22 protein-coding genes are annotated in these 20,391 nt (G+C 36.9%); 15 read left to right on the top strand and 7 right to left on the bottom strand.

Features of this window, described 5'->3' with window-relative positions; genetic code table 11:
* Nucleotides 1-69 precede the first annotated feature (69 nt).
* A complete protein-coding gene (locus NG809_RS08595) occupies nt 70-783 on the top strand; it encodes a biotin--[acetyl-CoA-carboxylase] ligase (RefSeq protein WP_262149792.1) in 714 nt (237 codons plus the stop codon).
* Here the strand turns inward: NG809_RS08595 and NG809_RS08590 are convergent.
* The 4 genes from NG809_RS08590 to NG809_RS08575 are packed head-to-tail and all read right to left on the bottom strand — an operon-like array spanning nt 777 to nt 4,169.
* The gene (locus NG809_RS08590; protein WP_262152566.1) at nt 777-1,886 is read right to left on the bottom strand and encodes an LptF/LptG family permease; all 1,110 of its coding nucleotides are present in this window, start codon (nt 1,884-1,886) and stop codon (nt 777-779) included. The genes NG809_RS08595 and NG809_RS08590 overlap by 7 nt on opposite strands.
* A 14-nt stretch (nt 1,887-1,900) precedes the next feature.
* A complete protein-coding gene (gene tgt / locus NG809_RS08585) occupies nt 1,901-3,031 on the bottom strand; it encodes a tRNA guanosine(34) transglycosylase Tgt (protein ID WP_262149790.1) in 1,131 nt (376 codons plus the stop codon).
* Between the two features lie 56 nt (nt 3,032-3,087).
* Entirely contained in the window at nt 3,088-3,456 is a 369-nt protein-coding gene (locus NG809_RS08580; protein ID WP_262149788.1) for a DUF4296 domain-containing protein, read from the bottom strand.
* Nucleotides 3,453-4,169, bottom strand: coding sequence for a polyprenol monophosphomannose synthase (locus tag NG809_RS08575; RefSeq protein ID WP_262152565.1), 717 nt, complete (start codon nt 4,167-4,169; stop codon nt 3,453-3,455). The genes NG809_RS08580 and NG809_RS08575 overlap by 4 nt, the downstream gene beginning before the upstream one ends.
* A 74-nt stretch (nt 4,170-4,243) precedes the next feature.
* On the opposite strand from NG809_RS08575, the gene NG809_RS08570 reads away from it, so the two are divergent.
* From NG809_RS08570 to NG809_RS08555, 4 genes are all read left to right on the top strand, one after another.
* Entirely contained in the window at nt 4,244-4,912 is a 669-nt protein-coding gene (locus NG809_RS08570; RefSeq protein ID WP_262149786.1) for a DUF4271 domain-containing protein, read from the top strand.
* A gap of 12 nt (nt 4,913-4,924) precedes the next feature.
* Complete coding sequence (locus NG809_RS08565) at nt 4,925-5,665, top strand: uroporphyrinogen-III synthase (RefSeq protein ID WP_262149784.1); 741 nt, start codon at nt 4,925-4,927, stop codon at nt 5,663-5,665.
* Between the two features lie 126 nt (nt 5,666-5,791).
* Nucleotides 5,792-7,834 carry a S9 family peptidase gene (locus NG809_RS08560; protein WP_262149782.1) on the top strand — a complete coding sequence of 681 codons (2,043 nt, stop codon included), beginning with the start codon at nt 5,792-5,794 and terminating at the stop codon, nt 7,832-7,834.
* Nucleotide 7,835: 1 nt separating this feature from the next.
* Nucleotides 7,836-8,180, top strand: a complete 345-nt coding sequence (locus tag NG809_RS08555) for a hypothetical protein (protein WP_262149779.1) — start codon at nt 7,836-7,838, stop codon at nt 8,178-8,180.
* Nucleotides 8,181-8,309: 129 nt separating this feature from the next.
* Here NG809_RS08555 and NG809_RS08550 read toward each other — a convergent pair whose 3' ends face one another.
* Nucleotides 8,310-8,798 carry an SRPBCC family protein gene (locus NG809_RS08550; protein WP_262149778.1) on the bottom strand — a complete coding sequence of 163 codons (489 nt, stop codon included), beginning with the start codon at nt 8,796-8,798 and terminating at the stop codon, nt 8,310-8,312.
* 187 nt (nt 8,799-8,985) lie between these two features.
* Between NG809_RS08550 and NG809_RS08545 the strand changes: the two genes are divergently transcribed.
* The 10 genes from NG809_RS08545 (at nt 8,986) to fabF (ending at nt 18,992) form a co-directional block, all read left to right on the top strand.
* Nucleotides 8,986-10,533 (top strand): sensor histidine kinase, encoded by a 1,548-nt coding sequence (locus NG809_RS08545; RefSeq protein WP_262149775.1) that lies wholly within the window; start codon nt 8,986-8,988, stop codon nt 10,531-10,533.
* Between the two features lie 48 nt (nt 10,534-10,581).
* Nucleotides 10,582-11,268, top strand: coding sequence for a response regulator transcription factor (locus tag NG809_RS08540; RefSeq protein WP_056075610.1), 687 nt, complete (start codon nt 10,582-10,584; stop codon nt 11,266-11,268).
* A 110-nt stretch (nt 11,269-11,378) separates the two neighbouring features.
* On the top strand, nt 11,379-12,035 hold the full coding sequence (locus NG809_RS08535) for a hypothetical protein (protein WP_262149774.1): 657 nt from the start codon (nt 11,379-11,381) through the stop codon (nt 12,033-12,035).
* Nucleotides 12,036-12,056: 21 nt separating this feature from the next.
* Nucleotides 12,057-12,422 (top strand): hypothetical protein, encoded by a 366-nt coding sequence (locus tag NG809_RS08530; RefSeq protein ID WP_262149773.1) that lies wholly within the window; start codon nt 12,057-12,059, stop codon nt 12,420-12,422.
* 103 nt (nt 12,423-12,525) lie between these two features.
* On the top strand, nt 12,526-15,213 hold the full coding sequence (locus tag NG809_RS08525) for a TonB-dependent receptor domain-containing protein (RefSeq protein ID WP_262149771.1): 2,688 nt from the start codon (nt 12,526-12,528) through the stop codon (nt 15,211-15,213).
* Nucleotides 15,214-15,492: 279 nt separating this feature from the next.
* Complete coding sequence (locus tag NG809_RS08520; protein ID WP_262149769.1) at nt 15,493-15,912, top strand: OsmC family protein; 420 nt, start codon at nt 15,493-15,495, stop codon at nt 15,910-15,912.
* A 159-nt stretch (nt 15,913-16,071) separates the two neighbouring features.
* The gene (locus NG809_RS08515; protein WP_262149767.1) at nt 16,072-16,533 is read left to right on the top strand and encodes a hypothetical protein; all 462 of its coding nucleotides are present in this window, start codon (nt 16,072-16,074) and stop codon (nt 16,531-16,533) included.
* A gap of 101 nt (nt 16,534-16,634) precedes the next feature.
* Nucleotides 16,635-17,240 carry a TetR/AcrR family transcriptional regulator gene (locus tag NG809_RS08510; protein WP_262149766.1) on the top strand — a complete coding sequence of 202 codons (606 nt, stop codon included), beginning with the start codon at nt 16,635-16,637 and terminating at the stop codon, nt 17,238-17,240.
* 9 nt (nt 17,241-17,249) lie between these two features.
* Entirely contained in the window at nt 17,250-17,675 is a 426-nt protein-coding gene (locus tag NG809_RS08505) for a PaaI family thioesterase (RefSeq protein WP_262149764.1), read from the top strand.
* Nucleotides 17,676-17,750: 75 nt separating this feature from the next.
* Nucleotides 17,751-18,992, top strand: a complete 1,242-nt coding sequence (gene fabF / locus NG809_RS08500) for a beta-ketoacyl-ACP synthase II (protein ID WP_262149762.1) — start codon at nt 17,751-17,753, stop codon at nt 18,990-18,992.
* A 193-nt stretch (nt 18,993-19,185) separates the two neighbouring features.
* Here the strand turns inward: fabF and NG809_RS08495 are convergent, their stop codons facing one another.
* A complete protein-coding gene (locus NG809_RS08495; RefSeq protein ID WP_262149760.1) occupies nt 19,186-19,947 on the bottom strand; it encodes a sulfite exporter TauE/SafE family protein in 762 nt (253 codons plus the stop codon).
* Complete coding sequence (locus tag NG809_RS08490; RefSeq protein ID WP_262149758.1) at nt 19,938-20,390, bottom strand: FixH family protein; 453 nt, start codon at nt 20,388-20,390, stop codon at nt 19,938-19,940. Before NG809_RS08490 ends, NG809_RS08495 begins: the two co-directional genes overlap by 10 nt.
* Nucleotide 20,391 lies beyond the last annotated feature (1 nt).

Below are 20,391 nucleotides of genomic sequence, written 5' to 3'. Positions count from 1 at the left end.
GCAAATTTATTGTTTTTCTTTTACTTTAGACTTACTTTAGCCGTCCAATTAGTCATAAATTTTTCTTAAATGGAAGGCCTCATTTATCTTGATCACTGCTCTTCTACTAATGACGAAGCAGCTTCATTTTTACTTTATCCGGATTCAAATTTTATTGCCGTCTGTAGTTTTAATCAAACGAAAGGTCGCGGGCAGTACGGAAATTCATGGAAATCAGTGGCAGGTAAAAATCTGGCTTACAGTATCGCAGTGAACTGTGAGTCTGTAAAAGTCTCCGATTTCTTGTTCAATTATTATACCGCAGTTTTAGTTAGACATTTTCTTGCCAATCTGACGGATAAATCTGTGAAAATTAAATGGCCTAACGATGTGATCATTCAGAATAAAAAAGTGTGCGGAATTCTTTTGGAAAAGAAAAAAATTAATGGAAACCAATATTTCATCATCGGTATCGGAATTAATGTTCTGCAGGAGGATTTTGATGATATAAGCACGGCAGGATCTGTTTTAACGCAGACTTCCAAAACATTCGATCTCAAAGAATTTTCTGAAAATTTCCATGAATTTATGGTTGAAAATTTAAAATCAATTCCATCTGAAACTGATATTTTAAGTAGGTTTAATGAAAACTTATTTAAAAAAGATGAAATCTCTGTTTTTGAAAAGGATGGAATCAGACAAAATGGCATCATCCGTTGTGCTGATGCAAATGGTGAAATTCATATCGAATTTGAGGGCGGAATGCAGAAATTTTATCATAAAGAGATAAAACTTCTTTACTGATTGGCTCTTTTCAGATAAAGATAAAGCGTTAAAGGAAAAAAAGCAATGTTGGGTAACCACATCGCCAGTGCCGGAGAAATTGCCTTGTTTTCTGAAACTACTTTTAATGCTTCAAATGAAAATACGAAAACGAAAGCGAGTGAGATTCCGATGGCAAGATTTACACCCAAGCCACCTCTTTTCTTTTGTGAGGCTAAAGAAAGCGCTAAAAAAGTAAGTAAAACAATGGCAACCGGCATCGCAGTTCTCTGATGAAGCTCATTGAGATGTGAATTTAAATTGCTGTTTCCTTTCTGTTTTTCACGGTTGATGAAATCTAAAAGTTCAGGTGTCGGTTTATTCTGTCCTAGAAGCTGATTTGGGAAAAGTTCTTCAGGAGCCTGACCGTAACTTTTTCTTATTTCATAGCCATTGGCAAGTTTTTGAGTGTCGTTTTTATTAACGGTTTTTTCCATGTAACTGTTCAGAACAAACTGTTTCTTTTTTACATCCCAGAGAACATCATTGGCCTTTAATTCGTAGACAAGTTTTCGGTTTTTATCAAACTTCTGATAGGCAAATCCATAACCGCTGTTTTCTTTTTTGTTCCATGAATTCACAAAAATATATTCAGTTTTGCTTAATTGTGCCGAAACTGGCGCGGTGCCGAGAATTTTATCTTTTTTCGCCGCATTGTAGGTGTATGCTTCCAGCTCATTTTTCTTCATGTTGGCCCAGGGTAATACGAGGTGATTTACCGTAAGCGAAATCAGAGCAATAAATAAGGATGTGAGAAGATATGGCTTTGCAAACCTGTGAAAACTTGCGCCGCTGCTGATAATGGCTACAATTTCCGTATTGTTGGCCATTCTCGAAGTGAAGTAAATTACCGAAATAAAAACAAGAATCGCGAGGAAAGTCACCACAAGATTGATAATCCAGAATGGGTAAAAGTGAATCAAAAAATATGTAAGATTCAGTTTTGGATCTACCGCTGTGGCATTTTCAATTCTTGGGATTTTCTGCTGTACATCAATTACCAAAACCACAATAGACAGCAAAATAAGCATGAAACTGAATGTCCCAAGGTATTTTCTGACGATATATCTGTCTACAATTTTCAGCATTGATGATATTTTTAAAGTCTTTGTCTTAAAACAGGCATTACAGAGTTTTTCCACTCGTAGAAATCTCCTGCCAAAATATGTTCTCTTGCCACTTTTACCAAATCTAAATAGAACGCAAGGTTATGAACAGATGCAATCTGCTTTGCAAGATATTCTTTTGAAACAAATAAATGTCTTACATAAGCTTTGGAATATTCACGGTCAACAAAACTTGTCCCAAACTCGTCCAGCGGAGAAAAATCCTGCTTCCATTTTTCATTTTTCATGTTCATAACGCCCTGCCATGTGAAAAGCATTGCGTTTCTGGCATTTCTGGTTGGCATTACGCAGTCCATCATGTCAATTCCAAGTCCGATGGATTCCAAAATATTCCATGGAGTTCCTACTCCCATTAAATATCTTGGTTTTTCTTTTGGGAGAATGTCTGTCACCTCGTCGGTAATTCTGTACATTTCTTCTTCAGGTTCGCCAACTGAGAGTCCTCCAATCGCATTTCCTTCAGCTCCGGCTTCAGAAATAACTTCCGCAGAAATTTTTCTTAAGTCTGAAAAAGTGGAACCCTGTACAATCGGGAAAAATGTTTGCTTGTGGCCGTAGAGTTCAGGATTTTGTTCATTCCAGTTCATGCATCTTTTCAGCCAGCGGTGCGTCATTTCCATAGATTGTTTTACCTGATTGTATTCTTCAGGATAGGCAACGCATTCATCGAAAGCCATGAAAATATCAGCTCCGATCTGTCTCTGAATTTCCATAGATTTTTCAGGAGTGAATAAATGAACGCTACCGTCGATATGGGATTTGAATTTCACGCCTTCTTCAGACATTTTTCTCGTCCCAGAAAGCGAAAAAACCTGAAAACCGCCTGAGTCTGTAAGAATAGGAAGGTCCCAGTTCATAAATTTATGAAGACCGCCTGCTGCCTGCATCACTTCCATTCCGGGACGTAGGTATAGGTGATACGTATTTCCGAGGATGATCTGTGCTTTTATATCTTCTTTTAACTCTCTCTGGTGCACTGTTTTTACGCTGGCAACAGTTCCTACAGGCATAAAAATGGGAGCCTGAACTTTTCCGTGTGCAGTAGTCAGTTCGCCGGCTCTTGCTTTGCCCTGAGAGGTTTTTTCTATACTAAAGAAACTCATTTATATTTTTTAAATCTAAATAATTTTTGAAAGATGAAATTTAAAACTCCGTGAAATTATCTTGCGAAATTAGGGACGTTCTGATTGCTTTTCAGTTTGGCCTTTACATGTTTTTCGGCTTTTGGATCTTTTTCAAGCAGGATTTTCTGGGCATCTTCTACAATGTCTTTCATTTTTTGGTTAACTACGTAATATTTGTAGCTTTCAACAAAATCATCAGCTTTTATATTGTAATTTTTAAGGATAAAACGGGTTCCGCTCTCAAGATTTTTTCCCTGATACATGAAACTTACCTGATCGTTGATGGCCATTTCTGCCATTAATTCGGCCATTGTTTCCTTGTCGATAAGATTTTTTGGTTTATCGATGTATTTTTTACATGAAAATAATATCAGAAAAATAAAAAAACAAAATATCTTCTTCATAACCTACCGATTATAGATTTCCATTTTAAATTTAAGACTCCAAAAACAGCTTCGTGAATGATTCCGCCGTTCATTTTGCTTTCTCCCAAAATTCTGTTGGTGAAGATGATAGGAACTTCAACGATTTTAAAACCTTTCTTCAAAGTTCTGAATTTCATTTCAATCTGAAAGCCGTATCCTTTTAATTTAACATTGTCCAAACCGATTTCTTCCAAAACTTTTCTTGAAAAGCATACAAATCCTGCTGTTGTATCATGAATAGGCAAACCTAAAACAAAACGCACATATTTTGAAGCGAAATAGGAAAGCAATACCCTTCCCATCGGCCAATTGACCACGTTTACACCTTTTGAATAACGCGAACCGATGGCCATGTCGGCATTTTTGCAGGCTTCAAAAAGTTTAGGTAAATCTTCAGGATTATGAGAAAAATCGGCATCCATCTCAAAAATATAATCGTACTGATTCTGAATCGCCCATTTGAAACCATGGATATAGGCTTTCCCTAAGCCGTCTTTCACTTTTCTGACGGAAATATGAAGTGTGTGTGGAAATTCTTTCTGTAAATCTCTCACAATATCTGCCGTGCCATCGGGTGAAGAATCGTCTACCACGAGAATGTGAAACTCCTCCTCCAATGCAAAAACAGCGGAAATTATCTGTTTAATATTTTCCTTTTCGTTGTACGTGGGGATGATAACGAGTTTTTTCATTTCAGTTTGCAAAGATAGTTTTTTAGACTTTCTATTTTCTACAAAATAATCTATAATTTTGCAAAAAAATTCGTTTGCCATTATCACAGACTTTTGTAGACCCTGTAAGAATCCCCGAAAATACTGATTGGGTGATTTCTATATTGTTAGGATGTATCTTTCTTTATATATTTATGATGAATGTTATTGAAAGGCAGGCTAATCTGAAAGATTTTCTTTTTCAGAAATATTTCGATTCCAGCAACAATCTTCCCAACTGGATCATTACTTCTGTGGTTTTTGTTTTGGTGCTGTCTGTTCTGATTTCGCAGTATGTACCAGTGCTTCCCAGATTTATTACAGAGAATCAGGTTTTCGGTTTTCATCTGAATAAGTTTGGATACACTCTTGCGGTGATCTCGCTGTTTTATTTTATACGCACAAGCCTTGGTTTCCTGCTTTATCACAGCATTGGCGACGGAAAAAAATGGAATATTTTCTATTTTACTTCTACCAAAATGCAGTTTGTAATCAGTATTCTCCTGATGATGCTGTGTGTTGCGCATTATTATTTTCCCATTGAGAAGAATAAGGCGTTTGAAATTTATGTGGTAGCATTTTCTTTTGTGTTCATTTTCAAGGTGTTGTTTTATATGTTTCATAAAAATAATATACTTCCACAGAAATGGTATTATAAATTTTTGTATATTTGCACCCTTCAAATAGCACCTCTTTTGATGCTATGGAAACTTTTATTTTTCTAATAAAACTACAAGATGAGAATAAAGTCTATATTGGTTTCTCAACCAGCTCCGAGTGAGTCTTCTCCATATCTGGAAATTGCGAAAAAGGAAAAGATTAAGATTGATTTCCGTCCGTTTATCCACGTCGAAGGAGTAGATAACAAAGAATTAAGAACGCAGAAGATTGATCTTACACAGTATACGGGGATTATTTTCACCAGTAAAAATGCGGTTGATCATTATTTCAGATTAGCAGAAGAATTAAGATTTACTGTGCCGGATACAATGCGTTACATCTGCCAGTCTGAGGCAATTGCCAATTATCTTCAGAAGCATATTGTCTACAGAAAAAGAAAGATCAGCTTCGGCGAAAAAAACTTTGCAGATCTTGCACCTCTATTCAAAAAATTCCCTTCAGAGAAATATTTGTTGCCGTCTTCGGATGTTTTAGGGCCGGAAATCCCAAAAACTTTAGATGCAGCCAATATACAGTGGACGAGAGCTATCATGTACAGAACTGTTTGCAGTGATCTTACAGATATTAAAATCAAGGATTATGATATGTTGATTTTCTTCAGCCCACAGGGAATAAAATCTCTACAGCAGAATTTTCCTGATTTTGTACAGAACGAAACTAAAATAGGTGTTTTTGGTCCCACAACTTCCGCAGCAGCTGAGGAAGCAGGACTGAAAGTTGATCTGATGGCGCCTACAAAAGAAACTCCATCCATGACGATGGCACTTGAAAAATACATCAAGGCACTTCACAAATAAGAAGCGAAGTATTAAAAAATATTACAGCCGTCTTTCAAGCAAAGGAAAGATGGCTTTTTTTTAATTAAATTTGAACGAAATTTAATACTGAACATTTTCATATTAAATCACATTTAAAAAATCAAAATGAAAGCTCCACAGGCAAAAAAAATAGAAAAAATCCTTGAAATACACGGTGATAAAAGAACTGACAGTTATTTCTGGATGAATGAAAGAGAAAATCCCGAGGTTGTACAGTATCTTAACGAAGAAAATGCTTACGCCGATTTCATAATGAAAGATACTGAAGCCTTTCAGGAGGAGCTTTTCGAAGAAATGAAAGCCAGATACAAGAAAGATGATGAGTCTTTGCCCTACCTTTTCAATGAATACTGGTACATCGTGCGCTATGAAGAAGGAAAAGAATATCCTATTTTCTGCAGAAAATATAAAACGTTAGAAAGTCCGGAAGAAATTCTTTTGGATGTCAATATTCTGGCAGAAGGTCAGGATTATTTTGAAGTCGGAAGCGTTGCGGTTTCTCCCAATAACGAATTGACTTCTTTCTCAAGTGATAATGTGAGCAGAAGAATTTACACCATCAATTTTAAAAATTTAAAAACAGGTGAAACTCTTCCTGATAAAATTGAAAATACCACAGGAAAAGCGGTTTGGGCAAATGATAATAAACATATTTTTTACATCAGAAAAGATGAAAGCTTAAGGGCTTTTCAGGTGTACAGACATGAATTGGGAACCGATTCTTCAGAAGATGTTCTGATTTTTCATGAAGAAGATGAAACTTTTGATGTCAATGTTTTTAAAACGAAATCTTTAGAATATATTTTCCTTGCAAGCTCGAGTACGATTTCGGATGAGCACAGATTTATTCCGGCAAGCGATGTTTTTGCAGACTGGAAAATCATTCAGCCAAGAATTGATGATCTGGAATATTCTGTAGAGCATTACGAAGATGAATTTTACATTATTACCAACGCAGACGATGCTACCAATTTCAAAATTGTAAAAACAAAAATTGACAATTGCGGAATGGAAAACTGGGTAGATGTCATCCCTCACCGTCCCGAAGTCTTGTTGGAAGGTTTTGAGATTTTTAAAAACTATCTTGTCATCGAAGAAAGGGAGGAGGGACTTTTGCAGATTAAAATTATCGACGAAAAGACGCAGGAATCTTATTATCTGCCATTTTCAGATCCGACTTATACTGCGTACATCGGGACAAATCTGGAATTTGAAACTGAAGTTTTACGTTATGGCTATACATCTCTTACTCAGCCTGGTTCGACCTATGAATTCAATATGAAGGAAAAAACCACTGTTCTTTTAAAGCAACAGGAGGTTTTAGGCGGAAAATTTAATCCTGAAAATTATGTTTCAGAAAGAATTTGGGCAGATTCAAGAGATGGCGAAACGGGAATTCCGATTTCGTTGGTTTATCATAAAGATACAGTAAAATCTGCTGAAACACCCGTTTTGATGTACGGTTACGGAAGTTATGGTCATACTGTTGATGCAAGTTTTTCAAATGTAAGACTGTCGATTTTAGACCGTGGATTTATTTATGCCATCGCCCACATCCGTGGAGGAGAATATTTGGGTAGAGAATGGTATGAGGAAGGCAAAATGCTCGAAAAGAAAAACACTTTCTTTGATTTTATTGATGCTGCGAAGCATTTGGTTAAAGAAAATTACACTTCTTCTCAACATCTATATGCGATGGGAGGAAGTGCAGGCGGACTTTTAGTAGGTGCTGTCATTAATTACGAACCGGCTTTATTCAACGGGATTGTTGCTCAGGTACCTTTTGTAGACGTGGTTACAACGATGCTGGATGAAACGATTCCTTTAACGACCGGAGAATATGACGAATGGGGAAATCCTAATGACGAAGAATATTATCATTATATGAAAGACTATTCGCCGTACGATAATGTAGAAGCGAAATCTTATCCGAATATGCTGATTACGACAGGTTTTCACGATTCTCAGGTTCAGTACTGGGAACCTGCAAAATGGACAGCAAAACTGAGAGAACTTAAAATAGATGACAATATTCTGATCTTTAAAACCGATATGAGTGCCGGCCACGGCGGTGCCAGCGGAAGATTTGAATCATTGAAGGAAGATGCACTGGAGTATGCATTTATTTTAAAATTAGAAAGCAGATAAAATGGTTAACGAAGCAGAATATTGGGCAAAAATACAGCAGTTTTTTGTAGAAACTTTTGATACCGAAAAAGATGCACCCATAGAAACTTATTTATTTCTTATTGGTCTGCAGGAGCTGGGAAGCGGGCAACAGAAATACACCAAAGATGATAAGGTGAATCTTATTCATATTGCAGTCTGCAGATTGCTGGAACCTTTCGGATACTATAAATTTTCGCATTACGACGATGATGGATATCCACACTGGGAAGAACTGGAGCGGCTTCCGGAACTGAGAGCCAATGAGCAGCAGCTTTTGATGAAGAAGGCTATCATTCAGTATTTTCAGGATGAGGAATTAATTTGAAAATTTGAAAATGAGATAATTTGAAAATAAGAAATGAGCTCATTTGACAATAAGAAATGGAGAGTAAAAACTACTTTCCATTTTTTATAAAGTCTCTCTCAATTTTCAAATTGGTACATTATCAAATTTTCAAATTGAAAGAATTTCCTCCAGTTGATTCAAACCGGTTTTAAAACCTTCCTCAAAACCCATTTCTATCTGTTTTCTCATATCTTCTTCTGATGGAAAGTGGATATTGACGGTCACTTTCGTTCCTTCTTCCACTCCGGTAAAACCTATGAGCCATTTTGCTTCGGGAAAATCGGGATTGAGATTTCCGTTTTCATCGCAGAAAGAATCGAGCCCGTCGAAGCTGCGGTTTTCTGTGATTTCTCCGTATTTTACCTGAGAATAATGTCTTTCGCCTTCCGGACCAAACATCGAGTAGAGCCACGTTCCGCCTTCTTTAAAGTCCATGCTCTCTGTTTCGCATTTCCACGGTTTGGGAGCCCACCATAGATCGAGTAATTCAGCTTTTGTGAAATGATCCCAAACTTTTTTAACATCTGCATCGTAGATTTTAGACACATACACTGTGTTCTCGTCAAAATCTTTGTTGAAAATAATATCATTACTCATCGTTCCTGCTTTTTAATCAGAATAAAACACCAATTTTCTTACCAAATTTTAATCTTATTTTAATCTTTAATTTATAAATAAATGTTAAAATCCATAATTTTAAGATAAATTACATAATATATTGGCTTGTATTTTGTTTATAAAGTCTTAAAATGTTTACTTTTAACATTCTTAACGCTGCTATGTAATGAATAATAAATTTATTCCTATAATTTCGGTCTTCATGACCATTTCTCTTATCGTTTTTGTCACCCTCCAGTTTTATTGGCTGAAGCGTTATTATACTGCCTTAGAACAAGATTTTTCAAATAAAGTATATTCAGTTTTAGAAAATTCCGCTAAGACAGTTTCTGATCTGGAAGTGAAAAAATATCTTAATGAAGATTATAAAGGTTTCAGAGATAATATTTTAGCCAATAAAGACCAGCCGACTCTGACGACCATTCAGCAGGTTGAGGATTCAGGAAGTCAAAGACAGATTGTTTATTCTAAAAGTTTGGTAGAAAAAGTTCAGTTTCCTCTTTCAAAAAAGGGAGATACTTTAAATCTTACTAAATTATACAGTGATGATGCGGCTTACAGGATAAAACGGGATACTTCGCAGCGTGAAGCTCTCACAGCTGAAATCAATCAGGATATTCAGAATGGCGATTATACAATGAAAGAGTTTGTGAAGGTAAACGGAAACAATCTCCCAATCAACAAAAGAGTAGATCAGAAAACACTTGATTCCGTCATTTCCAAAGAGTTGCGAATGAAAGGAATTACGGCGGAGTACGGTTTCGGAGTGATAGATAAAAACAGCAAGCCAACCAAGCTTGAAACGAAGATTTTTAAAGATAAAAAAGAAAGCAGCAGCTATTCCTATCCTTTATTTACAGATAACGACGACCGAACGCTTTACACTTTAGCTTTGGTTTTCCCTAAAAAAGAATATTCTCTGGCAATGAATAACTGGCCGATGCTTCTCGGAACTTTTCTTTCGCTACTTACGATCTTAGGGATTTACATTATCTCAATCAATTACATGATGCGTCAGAAGAAACTGGCAGAAGTAAAGACCGATTTCATCAATAATATGTCACATGAGTTTAAAACGCCTCTGGCAACCATTTCTGTGGCTACTGATTCTTTGGCGAACGATAAAATAGCCACCAACCCTGAGAAAGTGAGGTATTATTCTGCATTGATTAAGCAGGAAAATTTAAGGATGAAAAAGCAGGTAGAAAACGTTCTGAATATGTCTAAACTGGAACGGAATGAAGTCAAACTTTTCCTCAAAGAAACCAACGTACGGGAACTGATCAAAGCAACTACAGAATCATTCAATCTTATTGTAGCACAGCGGAACGGGAGTTTGAGACAGGAATTTAATGCCACAAAATATACCTTCAAAATTGATGAATTCCACATCTCGAATATGCTGGTCAATCTTTTAGATAATGCCAATAAATATTCGCCGGATACGCCTGATATCTTTGTGAAAACCCGAAACGAAGGCAATTTTTATGTGATTGAAATTTCCGACAAAGGGATGGGTATGGAAACCCAGAACAAAATGAAAATTTTCGAGAAATTCTTCCGTGAAGAAACCGGAAATATTCATAACGTAAAAGGGCAGGGGCTTGGTCTTTCTTATGTGAAAAAGATTGTAGAACTGCACAAAGGTCAGGTCATTGTAGATTCAAATAAAGGTGAAGGAAGTACGTTTATCATCAAACTTCCAATGGCTTAAAATATAAAAGCAATCAGTAAAATTTAAAATAAACAAAAAAAATAAAATATGAGCAACAGAATATTATTAGTAGAAGACGACCAGAGTTTTGGCGCTGTACTGAAAGATTATCTTACCATCAACAACTTCGAGGTAACTTTGGCAATCGATGGAGAGCAGGGACTGAAAGAATTTACAGAAAACGAATTTGATATCTGTATTTTTGATGTAATGATGCCTAAAAAAGACGGTTTTTCATTAGCTGAAGACGTTAAAAAGATTGATAAAAACACGCCGATTATTTTCCTTACTGCAAGAAATATGCGTGAAGATATTTTGAAAGGCTACCAGTTGGGTGCAGACGATTATATCACAAAACCATTTGATACTGAGTTGCTTTTGTATAAAATTAAAGCGATTCTTCAGAGAAGTTCCACGCTGGAAAATGAAGAGCAGGAGCAATTTAAAATCAGCAATATCTTCTTCGACTCTATGTTGAGACAGTTAAGAGTGGGCGATAACGAATATAAGCTTTCTCCAAAGGAAAACGAGCTTCTGAAATTGCTTTGTCTTCACAGAAACGACTTTATGCCAAGAGATTTGGCACTGAGAAAAATCTGGAAAAAAGAAAACTACTTTACCGCTAGAAGTATGGATGTATACATTGCCAAACTTCGTAAACTGCTGAAAGACGACGATGGTTTAGAAATTATCAATGTTCACGGGGAAGGTTTCAGACTTTTAGTGAAAAACTAAAGGTTTTTTAAAGAATTTTAAATATAAATTGGCAAAGCATTTCGAAATGTTTTGCTAATTTTGTTTCCAAAGGATTTGAAACTGAATCTTTAAACAACAGATATCAACCTATGAAAAATATATTTTTAGCATTATTTTCAGCAACATTTTTGGCAGTATCCTGTAAAAAAGATGAAAAACCAACTTATCTTAAAGACGAAAATGGAAATCCGCAACCTACTGCGGGACTTAGTAATGCTCCAAAAGCTTCTTTGATGAATCAGGCAGGTGTAGCAACCAATACTGCAATGCCACAGGGTGTACAGCAAGTTTCTGCACCTGCGGGAATGTTGAATCCTGCTCACGGTCAACCTGGTCACCGTTGTGAAATCCCTGTTGGTCAGCCTTTAAATTCGGCTCCGGCTCCAGGTGCAGCTCCTTCAAATCAAAATATCAATGTCAACGGAGGACAGACCATCAATATCGATCCGAATTCGGTAAGTCCAGGAAAGATTGCAATCGACAACAGTGGAAAAGCTGTGAAAACTGCTCCTGGAATGAACCCTCCCCACGGTCAGCCTGGTCACAGATGCGATATCCCTGTTGGAGAACCATTAAGTTCAAAACCGGCAGCTCAACCTGCTCAAAATAATGTCCCGGTTCAGGCACCGCAACCAACTCCGGCTCCACAACCAGTAGTTGCGAATACAGGATCTAAACCGGCGACGAATCCGGCACACGGACAGCCTTGGCATGATTGTGCGAAAGCTGTGGGTGCACCTTTGTAATTATTTTTGTAGATTTGCCCTGTGAAACCAATCCAGCTTTTATTAATTATCTTCTGCTTAGGAATTTTTCTGATTCCTAAAGATAATTTCTATGCGCAGGCTTCACAGGAAAACTGTTGCAAAACAGAATCTAAAACAGAATCATGTTGCGAAAAAAATCACGCAGATCACGATTCTAAAGATGGAAAAAAATCCAATCAGTCATGCAATGACGACTGTTGTTCGTTCTGCATGACCTGTCACACTTTCGTTGAAAATTCTTTTGCGAAAATCAATTTCTGGGAAATTCCGGCATTTTCCACAATTCAAAAAATTCAGTTTCAATATGCTGATCCTTTTATTTCAAACAGTTTAGAAGAAATTTGGCAACCGCCAAAGCTTGGATAATTATCAATGTAGCAATGTATCAGTATAACAATTTACCAATGAATGTTATGCTGTGCCATTCTAATCAATTACATTAATTCAATTATTCAAAATTTTAAACAAAATGAAATTATATATTACCAAGATTATTCTTGGCGCATTCATACTATTTACAACTTTTCTATCCGCTCAGAATCTTTCCAAAAACCAGTTTAAGGTCAAAGGAAACTGCGAAATGTGCAAAGAAAGAATTGAGTCTACAGCCAGAAAAGCGGGTGCAAAAAGTGCGGTTTACTCAATCGACTCTCAGACGTTGACTTTTGAAACCAAAGAAAATGTTTCACCAGATCAAATTTTGCTTAAAATCGCAGAAGCCGGTCATGATAATGAGAAATACAAAGCCACCGATGATTCCTACAAAAATCTACCGGGTTGCTGTCATTACCAGAGAGATTCACAGTCACCTTCTGTATCGGCAGAAGATCACGATCATTCTAAGGGTGAAAATGAATTTTTCGTAAAAGGAAACTGCGGATCTTGTAAGGCGAGAATTGAAAAAGCAGCAAAAGATGCAGGCGCAGATTCTGCAGAATGGAATGCTGAAAAGCAAACTGTTCAGCTTCAGTTTGATGATAAAAAGACTTCTGCAGATAAAATTTTAATGAAAATTGCAGAAGTTGGACATGATAATGAAAAGTACAAAACGACAGACGCAGTGTACAGTAAATTGCCGTCTTGTTGTCTTTACGATCGTGAAATTCCTTTCGGTGAAGCCAATCCAAAAGTGCATTCAGATGAAGACGAAAAGAAAAGTGAGCACACAGAAGCAGGAAACGGAGATCACGATGATCACGCTCACAATGAAAAAAGTATTGCCGGCGTTACCGTTACAGCGACAAAAGCAGCAACTTCTTTAAGTAAAAAGGAGGCTGGTTTGGTTTTTAATATCGATTCCAAAGAACTTTTGAAGGCGGCTTGTTGTAATCTATCCGAAAGTTTTGAAACCAATGCTACTGTTGATGTATCTTTTAGCAATGCTGTCACTGGGACTAAACAGCTTAAAATGCTGGGTTTAGATCAAAAATATACCAGTTTAACCAAAGAATTATTACCTGAAATTCGCGGAATTGCGTCAGCTTACGGATTAAATCTTATTCCGGGAAGGTGGATTGAAAGTATTCAACTGACCAAAGGTGGAAGTACTGTTACGAACGGCTATGAAAGCATTACAGGACAAATCAATACAGAACTCATCAAGCATTCTGAAAAATCGGAAACGGCGTTAAATCTTTTTGCTGATTTTAACGGAAGAGCAGAAGCAAATATCACGCATGTAGAACCTATCAATGATCACTGGACACAGACTTTTCTTCTTCACGGGAACGGAACTTTTGGAGATACCGATATGAATGAAGATACATTTCTGGATCGTCCGAAAGGAACGCAGATTAATGCAGCTTATTTGTTGAATTTCAATGATTTAGAGCATTCGGGATTCGGTTCACACTTCGGAATTAATTTTGTGAAAGACGAAAGAACTGCAGGACAAATCGGTTTTGATAAGAAACTTCCGCAAAATCAACAGGCACTTTACGGAGTAGGAATAGACATCTCAAGATTTCAGGTTTGGAATAAGACAGGTTATGTTTTTAAAGGAAAACCTTACCAAAGCTTAGGATGGATGAACCAATATGTTTACCACCAGCAGGACAGTTTTTTTGGTCTTAGAAATTATTCCGGGCAGCAACAGACTTATTATTCAAACTTAATCTTTGAAAGCATTATCGGAAATACCAATCACAAGTACAAAGTTGGTGCAAGTTTTATGTACGATGGTTACAAAGAAAATTATCTGACCGATGATTTTAAAAGAAACGAAATTGTACCCGGAGCTTTCGCCGAATATACATTGACAGGTGCAAAATATACTTTGGTTACCGGAGCTCGCGTTGATTTTCACAATCTGGCAGGAACGCAGTTCACACCGAGATTGAATTTTAAATATGATTTTACTCCAAAAACGATTTTGCGATTATCGGCAGGACGAGGTTTCAGAACAGCTTCCGTTTTTGCGGAAAACCAACAGTATTTTGCTTCCAACAGAAATGTTCAGATCATCCAGAATGGCGGAAATATTTATGGTTTAAAACCTGAAATCGCATGGAATTACGGAGCAAGCCTTCAGCAGGAATTCAAACTTTTCGGTAAAAAATCGACGATCGTTGCTGATTTTTTCAGAACAGATTTCCAGGATCAGGTTTTGGTAGATTTGGATCGCTCGCCTCAGCAACTGGTTTTCTATAATTTAAATGGAAAATCTTTCGCCAATTCATTCCAGACGCAGTGGGATTTTACGCCTTTCAAAAATTTTGATGTGAGACTGGCTTACAAATATTACGACGTTCAGGCAGATTACCTTGACGGAAGGAGACAGGTTCCGTTTATGGCGAAGCACAGAGGTTTTGTAAATCTTGCGTACGCCACCAACAAAAATAAAAATGAAGGTTTCTGGAGTTTTGATACAACGCTGAACCTGGTTGGTAAACAAAGACTTCCGGATACATCATCCAATCCAGCCGAGTTTCAGATTCGTCGATTTTCAGAATCTTATGCGATTTTAAATGCGCAGATTTCCAGAAATTTCAATAAAAGAATACGGGCGTATCTGGGCGGAGAAAATCTGACTTCCTATCACCAGAAAAATGCGATTGTAGATTTCAGAAATCCTTTCGGTAATTATTTTGACGGAGGAATGGTTTACGCACCCATCATGAAAGCAAATATTTATGTAGGTCTTGATGTAAGCTTCTAATTGATCTAAATATAAAAATGAAAGCGGGTAATTTCTGATTACCTGCTTTTTTAATTATATAGAGGTACTAATTTTTACCACTAAGAGCACAAAGATTTTTCACTAAGGCCACTATGCCTTGTGTGCCTTGTGAAATCTTTCGTGTTCATTGTGGTTAAAAATCATATTCATTTATAGAAAAAGATTTTCAAAAAACTTTTTTTACTTTTAAAGTCAATGCCAAATTCATGGTTTCAATTTTGTATCTTTATGTGAAATTTAAACATCAAATATTTTAATATGAAACGAAACGCAACAGCCGTTTGGAACGGTACCGTAAAAGAAGGAAAAGGTCACATCACGACACAAAGCACCACTTTAAACCAAACTCAATATTCTTTCGGAAGCCGTTTTGAGGAAGGTGTGGGAACCAACCCTGAAGAATTACTGGCAGCCGCTCACGCAGGATGTTTCACGATGAAGCTCAGTGCAGAATTAACGCAGGCAGGTTTTACACCAGACGAGCTGACTACAAAATCAGTGATCACTCTGGATCCTGCAGCAGGAAAAATCACAAAATCTGAATTGACTTTAACAGCAAAAGTGCCGGGAATTTCGGAAGAAGATTTTCAGAAATATGCAAAAATCGCAGAAGAAGGTTGCCCTGTAAGTCAGGCTTTTAGTTTTGAGATCAGTTTGACTGCGACTTTAGCAAATTGATATTTGACCAAATATTTGCTCACAAGAAGCGATTAATTTAGAAAAATTATAACAATAATTGATAGCATTCCGTTGGAGTGCTATCTTTGTTACCACCAAAACTGAATAACCAATAACATGAAAATTAACTTCTTTGTATTTTTTATAATTTTTTTTCCAATGTTATTTTTTGCACAGATCGATAATGAGTTTCGGGATGAATTTACATTAAAACTACCTGTTGATTCTGTCCATTTTTATCAGCAAGATGTAAAGAAATCAAAGTATTTTGTTCAGGAGGGAGTTCTGCAGATATATCCAGGTGAAAAACTTTTTGTTGAGACAGAAGACGACGGGACTAAGTTTACGTCAATGAAGGTTGTTAAAAACAATAGAAATCCTGCAAAAACAATAGAAATTAGTTTTTATCAGGATTTCGAAGGACGAGAGCACCAGCAAATGATATTGGAGATCAAAAATCCTTTTAACAAAAGTTTGAATTATGATGCAATGATGTACGTTGTTGGTCAAAAAGATTGGTTGAGCACCACTATAATCCCAATAAAACCAAAACTAATGAATTTTGAGATGTGGAATGATGTGATTATCACATTAGTCCTGAGTAATTGGAGGCTTGAATAAAAGAGTTAAAGGTATAAAGCGTATTTTTCCATTTCACAAAAATAAAATATACCAATCGGTATATTTTTTCACTATCTTTGCTCCAGAATTTGATTTAAATCATGTCAAAAGCAGAGAAAACCCGACAGTTTATCATCGAGAAAACAGCTACTTTATTTAATACTAAAGGGTATTTCTCTACGTCTCTGTCAGATATTACCGAAGCTACAGGTTTAACCAAAGGCAGCATTTACGGTAATTTTGAAAATAAAAATGAGGTTGCGATTGAGGTTTATAAATACAATTCCGGTGTGCTTAGAAAAAATCTTTCAAGATCATTCAGCGATGAATTTCCAACGATGACTGATAAGCTTTACGCGTTCGTTTCCTTCTACAGGAAAAACTGGAAATTTGTTTTTCAAAGTGGCGGATGTCCTTTAATGAATGCTGCAACAGAATCTGATGATACTTTTCCGGAACTGAAAAATCAGGTAAAACGATCATTTGAGGTTTGGATAAAAACTATTTCCGATATCATCACAACCGGACAGGAAAGCGGCGAGTTTCGAATAGAAATCAATCCGGATGATTATGCATCACTTTTCATTATCCTGCTCGAAGGCGGAATTTTGTTGTCTAAAACCACAGGAAATGAAAAACATTTGAAGCTCGCTTTAGATAAAATTCTTGAACTCACCGACAAAGAAATCAAAGAGAATCCTTCATAAAAATTAAATATGGATAAATTAAAGGCATTACAATCATTTACAGGAAAAGAATTTACAGATTCGCCGTCTCCTTTTATGAAATGGCTGAATCCAATGGTTGTTTCTGCGGAAGAAGGCAGGATTGAATTTCAGTACACCGTGAGAGAAGAGTGGCTGAATCCAATGGGAAATATGCACGGTGGAATTACTGCGGCAATCATTGACGACATCATCGGAGCTACAATGTTTTCTTTGAATGAAAATAATTTTATCGTCACCATCAACAACAGCATCGATTATTTTTCAACGGCAAAACTGAATGAAAAGATTGTGGCCGAAACGAAAATCATCAAACGTGGAAAACAGTTTGTCAACGCAGAATGCGAAGTCTGGAATGCCGACAAAACAAGATTGATTGCAAGAGGAACTTCTAATTTATTTAAAATTAATAGCTGAAAAACAAGCTTAGGCTAAATATCAATTTAAAATAAAACTGATATTTTTGAAACATTAAAATTTACTATTCAATATATGAAAAGAGTTGTCATTACAGGATTGGGCGCCGTGACGCCATTGGGAAATAATGTAGAAGAATTCTGGCAAAACAGCATCAACGGCGTGAGCGGAGCCAACAGAATCACTCACTTCGATACCGAAAAATTTAAACTCAACTTTGCCTGTGAAGTGAAAAACTTTGATCCTAAAGTTTATTTGAATCACAACGAAATAAAAAGAAGCGATCTTTTTTCACAATACGCCATGTATTCGTCAGCGGAAGCCATTAAAGATTCTGGTTTGGAACTGGATACAATGGATCCTTTTGACACCGGCGTCATCTGGGGGACCGGACAGGGCGGAATGTGGACTTTCGAAAGTGAAGTAATGGAATTTACAAAAGGCGACGGAACGCCACGCTTCAATCCGTTTTTTGTTCCGAAATTTATTGCCAATATGGCTTCGGGAATGATTTCAATGAAATTTGGGCTTCAGGGAATTAATTACACAACTATTTCAGCATGTGCGACAGGAAATACTGCAATTATGGATGCTTTCAACTACATCCGTTTGGGAAAAGCAAAAGTGATCATCAGCGGTGGATCAGAAGCAGCGATTACGCCTGCATCGGTAGGTGGTTTTTCGATTATGAAAGCAATGTCTACCAGAAATGATGATTTCGCCACTGCAAGCCGACCGTATGACGCAGACCGCGATGGTTTTGTGATGGGAGAAGGTGCCGGAGCTTTGGTTTTGGAAGAATATGAGCATGCCAAAGCGAGAGGCGCGAAAATTTATGCAGAATTAGCAGGAGCTGCAATGACAGCCGATGCGTATCATATGACTGCACCACATCCGGATGGAGTAGGAGCCATAAAAGCGATGCAGTTGGCATTAAATGAAGCAGGAGCCAATGTTGAAGATATTGATTACCTGAATCCTCACGCGACATCTACTCCGATGGGAGATTTGGTGGAACTGAAAGGCATCAGCAAACTGTTTAAAGGAAGTAAAAATTTAGATATCAGCGCAACAAAATCAATGACCGGTCACTTGCTGGGAGCGGCAGGGGCTGCAGAAGCAATTCTTACTATAAAAGCAATTGAGAAAGGAATTATTCCGCCAACGATTAATCTTCATAAAATCGATGAAAATATTCCGACAGATGTAAATATTGTTTTCGGGGAAGCGAAGGAGAAAGATATTAATTTTGCTTTAAGCAATGCCTTTGGTTTTGGCGGGCATAATGCAACGCTGGTTTTTAAGAAATTCTACTAAGTCATTTAAACTAAAAAATGCCGTTTCGGAAAAACTGAAACGGCATTTTTGTTTGTATAAATTCTTAATTTTTCAATCCATAAAGTTTGTCATGTCTTATGGTTCATCATCTCAAAAGAGATAGTAAACCTGTTTTGGAAATGACTTAGTAATTTTAGGTCACATCAGAAAAACTTGTCAACAATTTTAAAGTTTAATGACAGGTCTCCGGATTATGCTTATGGTTGGGATCTGTATTGTGACAGTTCACGTCATGCTCTGGAGAGACTTTCATTGCTGCTGAATTTGGAGAGATATAAGGAATTCCGAGTTCCAAACCTCTTAAGATAAATAAACCGCCCAAAACAATCATTACAATAGGAATCAGTTTTAAAACTTTAATTCTGAAACTCTGATTCATTAAATTTCCAACCAAAACTACGGTGAACATAAATGGAAGTGTACCCAATCCAAAAATTGCCATAAAGGTTGCACTCTGCCAGATCCCTCCGCTGGCAAGACTTGCTGTGAGGGCCATGTAAACCATTCCGCAAGGTAAAAGTCCGTTAAGTAAGCCGGTCGTAAATCTTGATCTGTAATCTGCTTTTTGGAGAAGCTTTCCTAAGTTGTATTTAACTTTATATAGAAATTTAGAGAAAAATGGAACTTTTGAGGCAAAATCTTTTCCACCAAAAGAAAACAGTGCCATGATAATCAGCAAAATTCCAACTCCAATTGTGAGATATTTTTGGAATCCGGCAAATTCAAATCCCTGACCGATGATTCCTAAAAATGCTCCCAAAAGTGAATAGGTGAATATTCTCCCGAATTGATAAGTAAGATTCTGGAGATAATAGTTGGTTGCCTGTTTTCTTGTAAGTCCCATCGACAGGGCAATAGGGCCGCACATACCGAGGCAGTGAAAGCCCGACGCAAAGCCGAGTCCCAAAGCCGATATGATTAATGCTATTTCCATGCTACATCGTAATCTATTCTGTATTCTGTGTTATTTTTCACCCATGTAAGACGCAGGGTGTAACTTCCGAATTTCATCAGATTCGCAGGAATTGTAAATGATTTGTTCTCATCCAGAACCGCATCTTTTTTTACGTCAAGATTTTTATCGTCGGTTCTGTTCAGAACATATTTTATTCTTGCATTTCCGTTGTTGTAGTCTGCAGGAAATTTGATCGTAATTCCACTTGAGTTTTGGCTGTAAACCGGCTTGTTGACGAGTTTGTCTGCTCTTCCTTTGGCATCAATCACCTGCTGATACAGCAGTTCTTCTTCGTAGTAGTTGTCTGAAACCATTTCGGAATTTTGCTGTCCGTTTGGAAATAAGAAGAGCATGGAAAGTATGAATATTATAAATGCGAGAAGTGCGAGCATTACGCCGTGTCCCCAACTAAGATTTTTCATT

The sequence above is a fragment of the Chryseobacterium foetidum genome, assembly GCF_025457425.1.
Taxonomy (GTDB): domain Bacteria; phylum Bacteroidota; class Bacteroidia; order Flavobacteriales; family Weeksellaceae; genus Chryseobacterium; species Chryseobacterium foetidum.
The sequence above is the reverse complement of the archived record's forward strand: the minus strand, read 5'-3'. Positions and strand labels throughout refer to the sequence as shown.

Excerpts from the sequence above, each read along its gene's own strand:
- NG809_RS08595 (WP_262149792.1), top strand. The coding sequence starts at position 70 with ATGGAAGGCCTCATTTATCTTGATCACTGCTCTTCTACTAATGACGAA.
- tgt (WP_262149790.1), bottom strand. The coding sequence starts at position 3,031 with ATGAGTTTCTTTAGTATAGAAAAAACCTCTCAGGGCAAAGCAAGAGCC.
- NG809_RS08580 (WP_262149788.1), bottom strand. The coding sequence starts at position 3,456 with ATGAAGAAGATATTTTGTTTTTTTATTTTTCTGATATTATTTTCATGT.
- NG809_RS08575 (WP_262152565.1), bottom strand. The coding sequence starts at position 4,169 with ATGAAAAAACTCGTTATCATCCCCACGTACAACGAAAAGGAAAATATT.
- NG809_RS08565 (WP_262149784.1), top strand. The coding sequence starts at position 4,925 with ATGAGAATAAAGTCTATATTGGTTTCTCAACCAGCTCCGAGTGAGTCT.
- NG809_RS08560 (WP_262149782.1), top strand. The coding sequence starts at position 5,792 with ATGAAAGCTCCACAGGCAAAAAAAATAGAAAAAATCCTTGAAATACAC.
- NG809_RS08555 (WP_262149779.1), top strand. The coding sequence starts at position 7,836 with ATGGTTAACGAAGCAGAATATTGGGCAAAAATACAGCAGTTTTTTGTA.
- NG809_RS08550 (WP_262149778.1), bottom strand. The coding sequence starts at position 8,798 with ATGAGTAATGATATTATTTTCAACAAAGATTTTGACGAGAACACAGTG.
- NG809_RS08545 (WP_262149775.1), top strand. The coding sequence starts at position 8,986 with ATGAATAATAAATTTATTCCTATAATTTCGGTCTTCATGACCATTTCT.
- NG809_RS08540 (WP_056075610.1), top strand. The coding sequence starts at position 10,582 with ATGAGCAACAGAATATTATTAGTAGAAGACGACCAGAGTTTTGGCGCT.
- NG809_RS08535 (WP_262149774.1), top strand. The coding sequence starts at position 11,379 with ATGAAAAATATATTTTTAGCATTATTTTCAGCAACATTTTTGGCAGTA.
- NG809_RS08525 (WP_262149771.1), top strand. The coding sequence starts at position 12,526 with ATGAAATTATATATTACCAAGATTATTCTTGGCGCATTCATACTATTT.
- NG809_RS08520 (WP_262149769.1), top strand. The coding sequence starts at position 15,493 with ATGAAACGAAACGCAACAGCCGTTTGGAACGGTACCGTAAAAGAAGGA.
- NG809_RS08515 (WP_262149767.1), top strand. The coding sequence starts at position 16,072 with ATGTTATTTTTTGCACAGATCGATAATGAGTTTCGGGATGAATTTACA.
- NG809_RS08510 (WP_262149766.1), top strand. The coding sequence starts at position 16,635 with ATGTCAAAAGCAGAGAAAACCCGACAGTTTATCATCGAGAAAACAGCT.
- NG809_RS08505 (WP_262149764.1), top strand. The coding sequence starts at position 17,250 with ATGGATAAATTAAAGGCATTACAATCATTTACAGGAAAAGAATTTACA.
- fabF (WP_262149762.1), top strand. The coding sequence starts at position 17,751 with ATGAAAAGAGTTGTCATTACAGGATTGGGCGCCGTGACGCCATTGGGA.
- NG809_RS08495 (WP_262149760.1), bottom strand. The coding sequence starts at position 19,947 with ATGGAAATAGCATTAATCATATCGGCTTTGGGACTCGGCTTTGCGTCG.
- NG809_RS08490 (WP_262149758.1), bottom strand. The coding sequence starts at position 20,390 with ATGAAAAATCTTAGTTGGGGACACGGCGTAATGCTCGCACTTCTCGCA.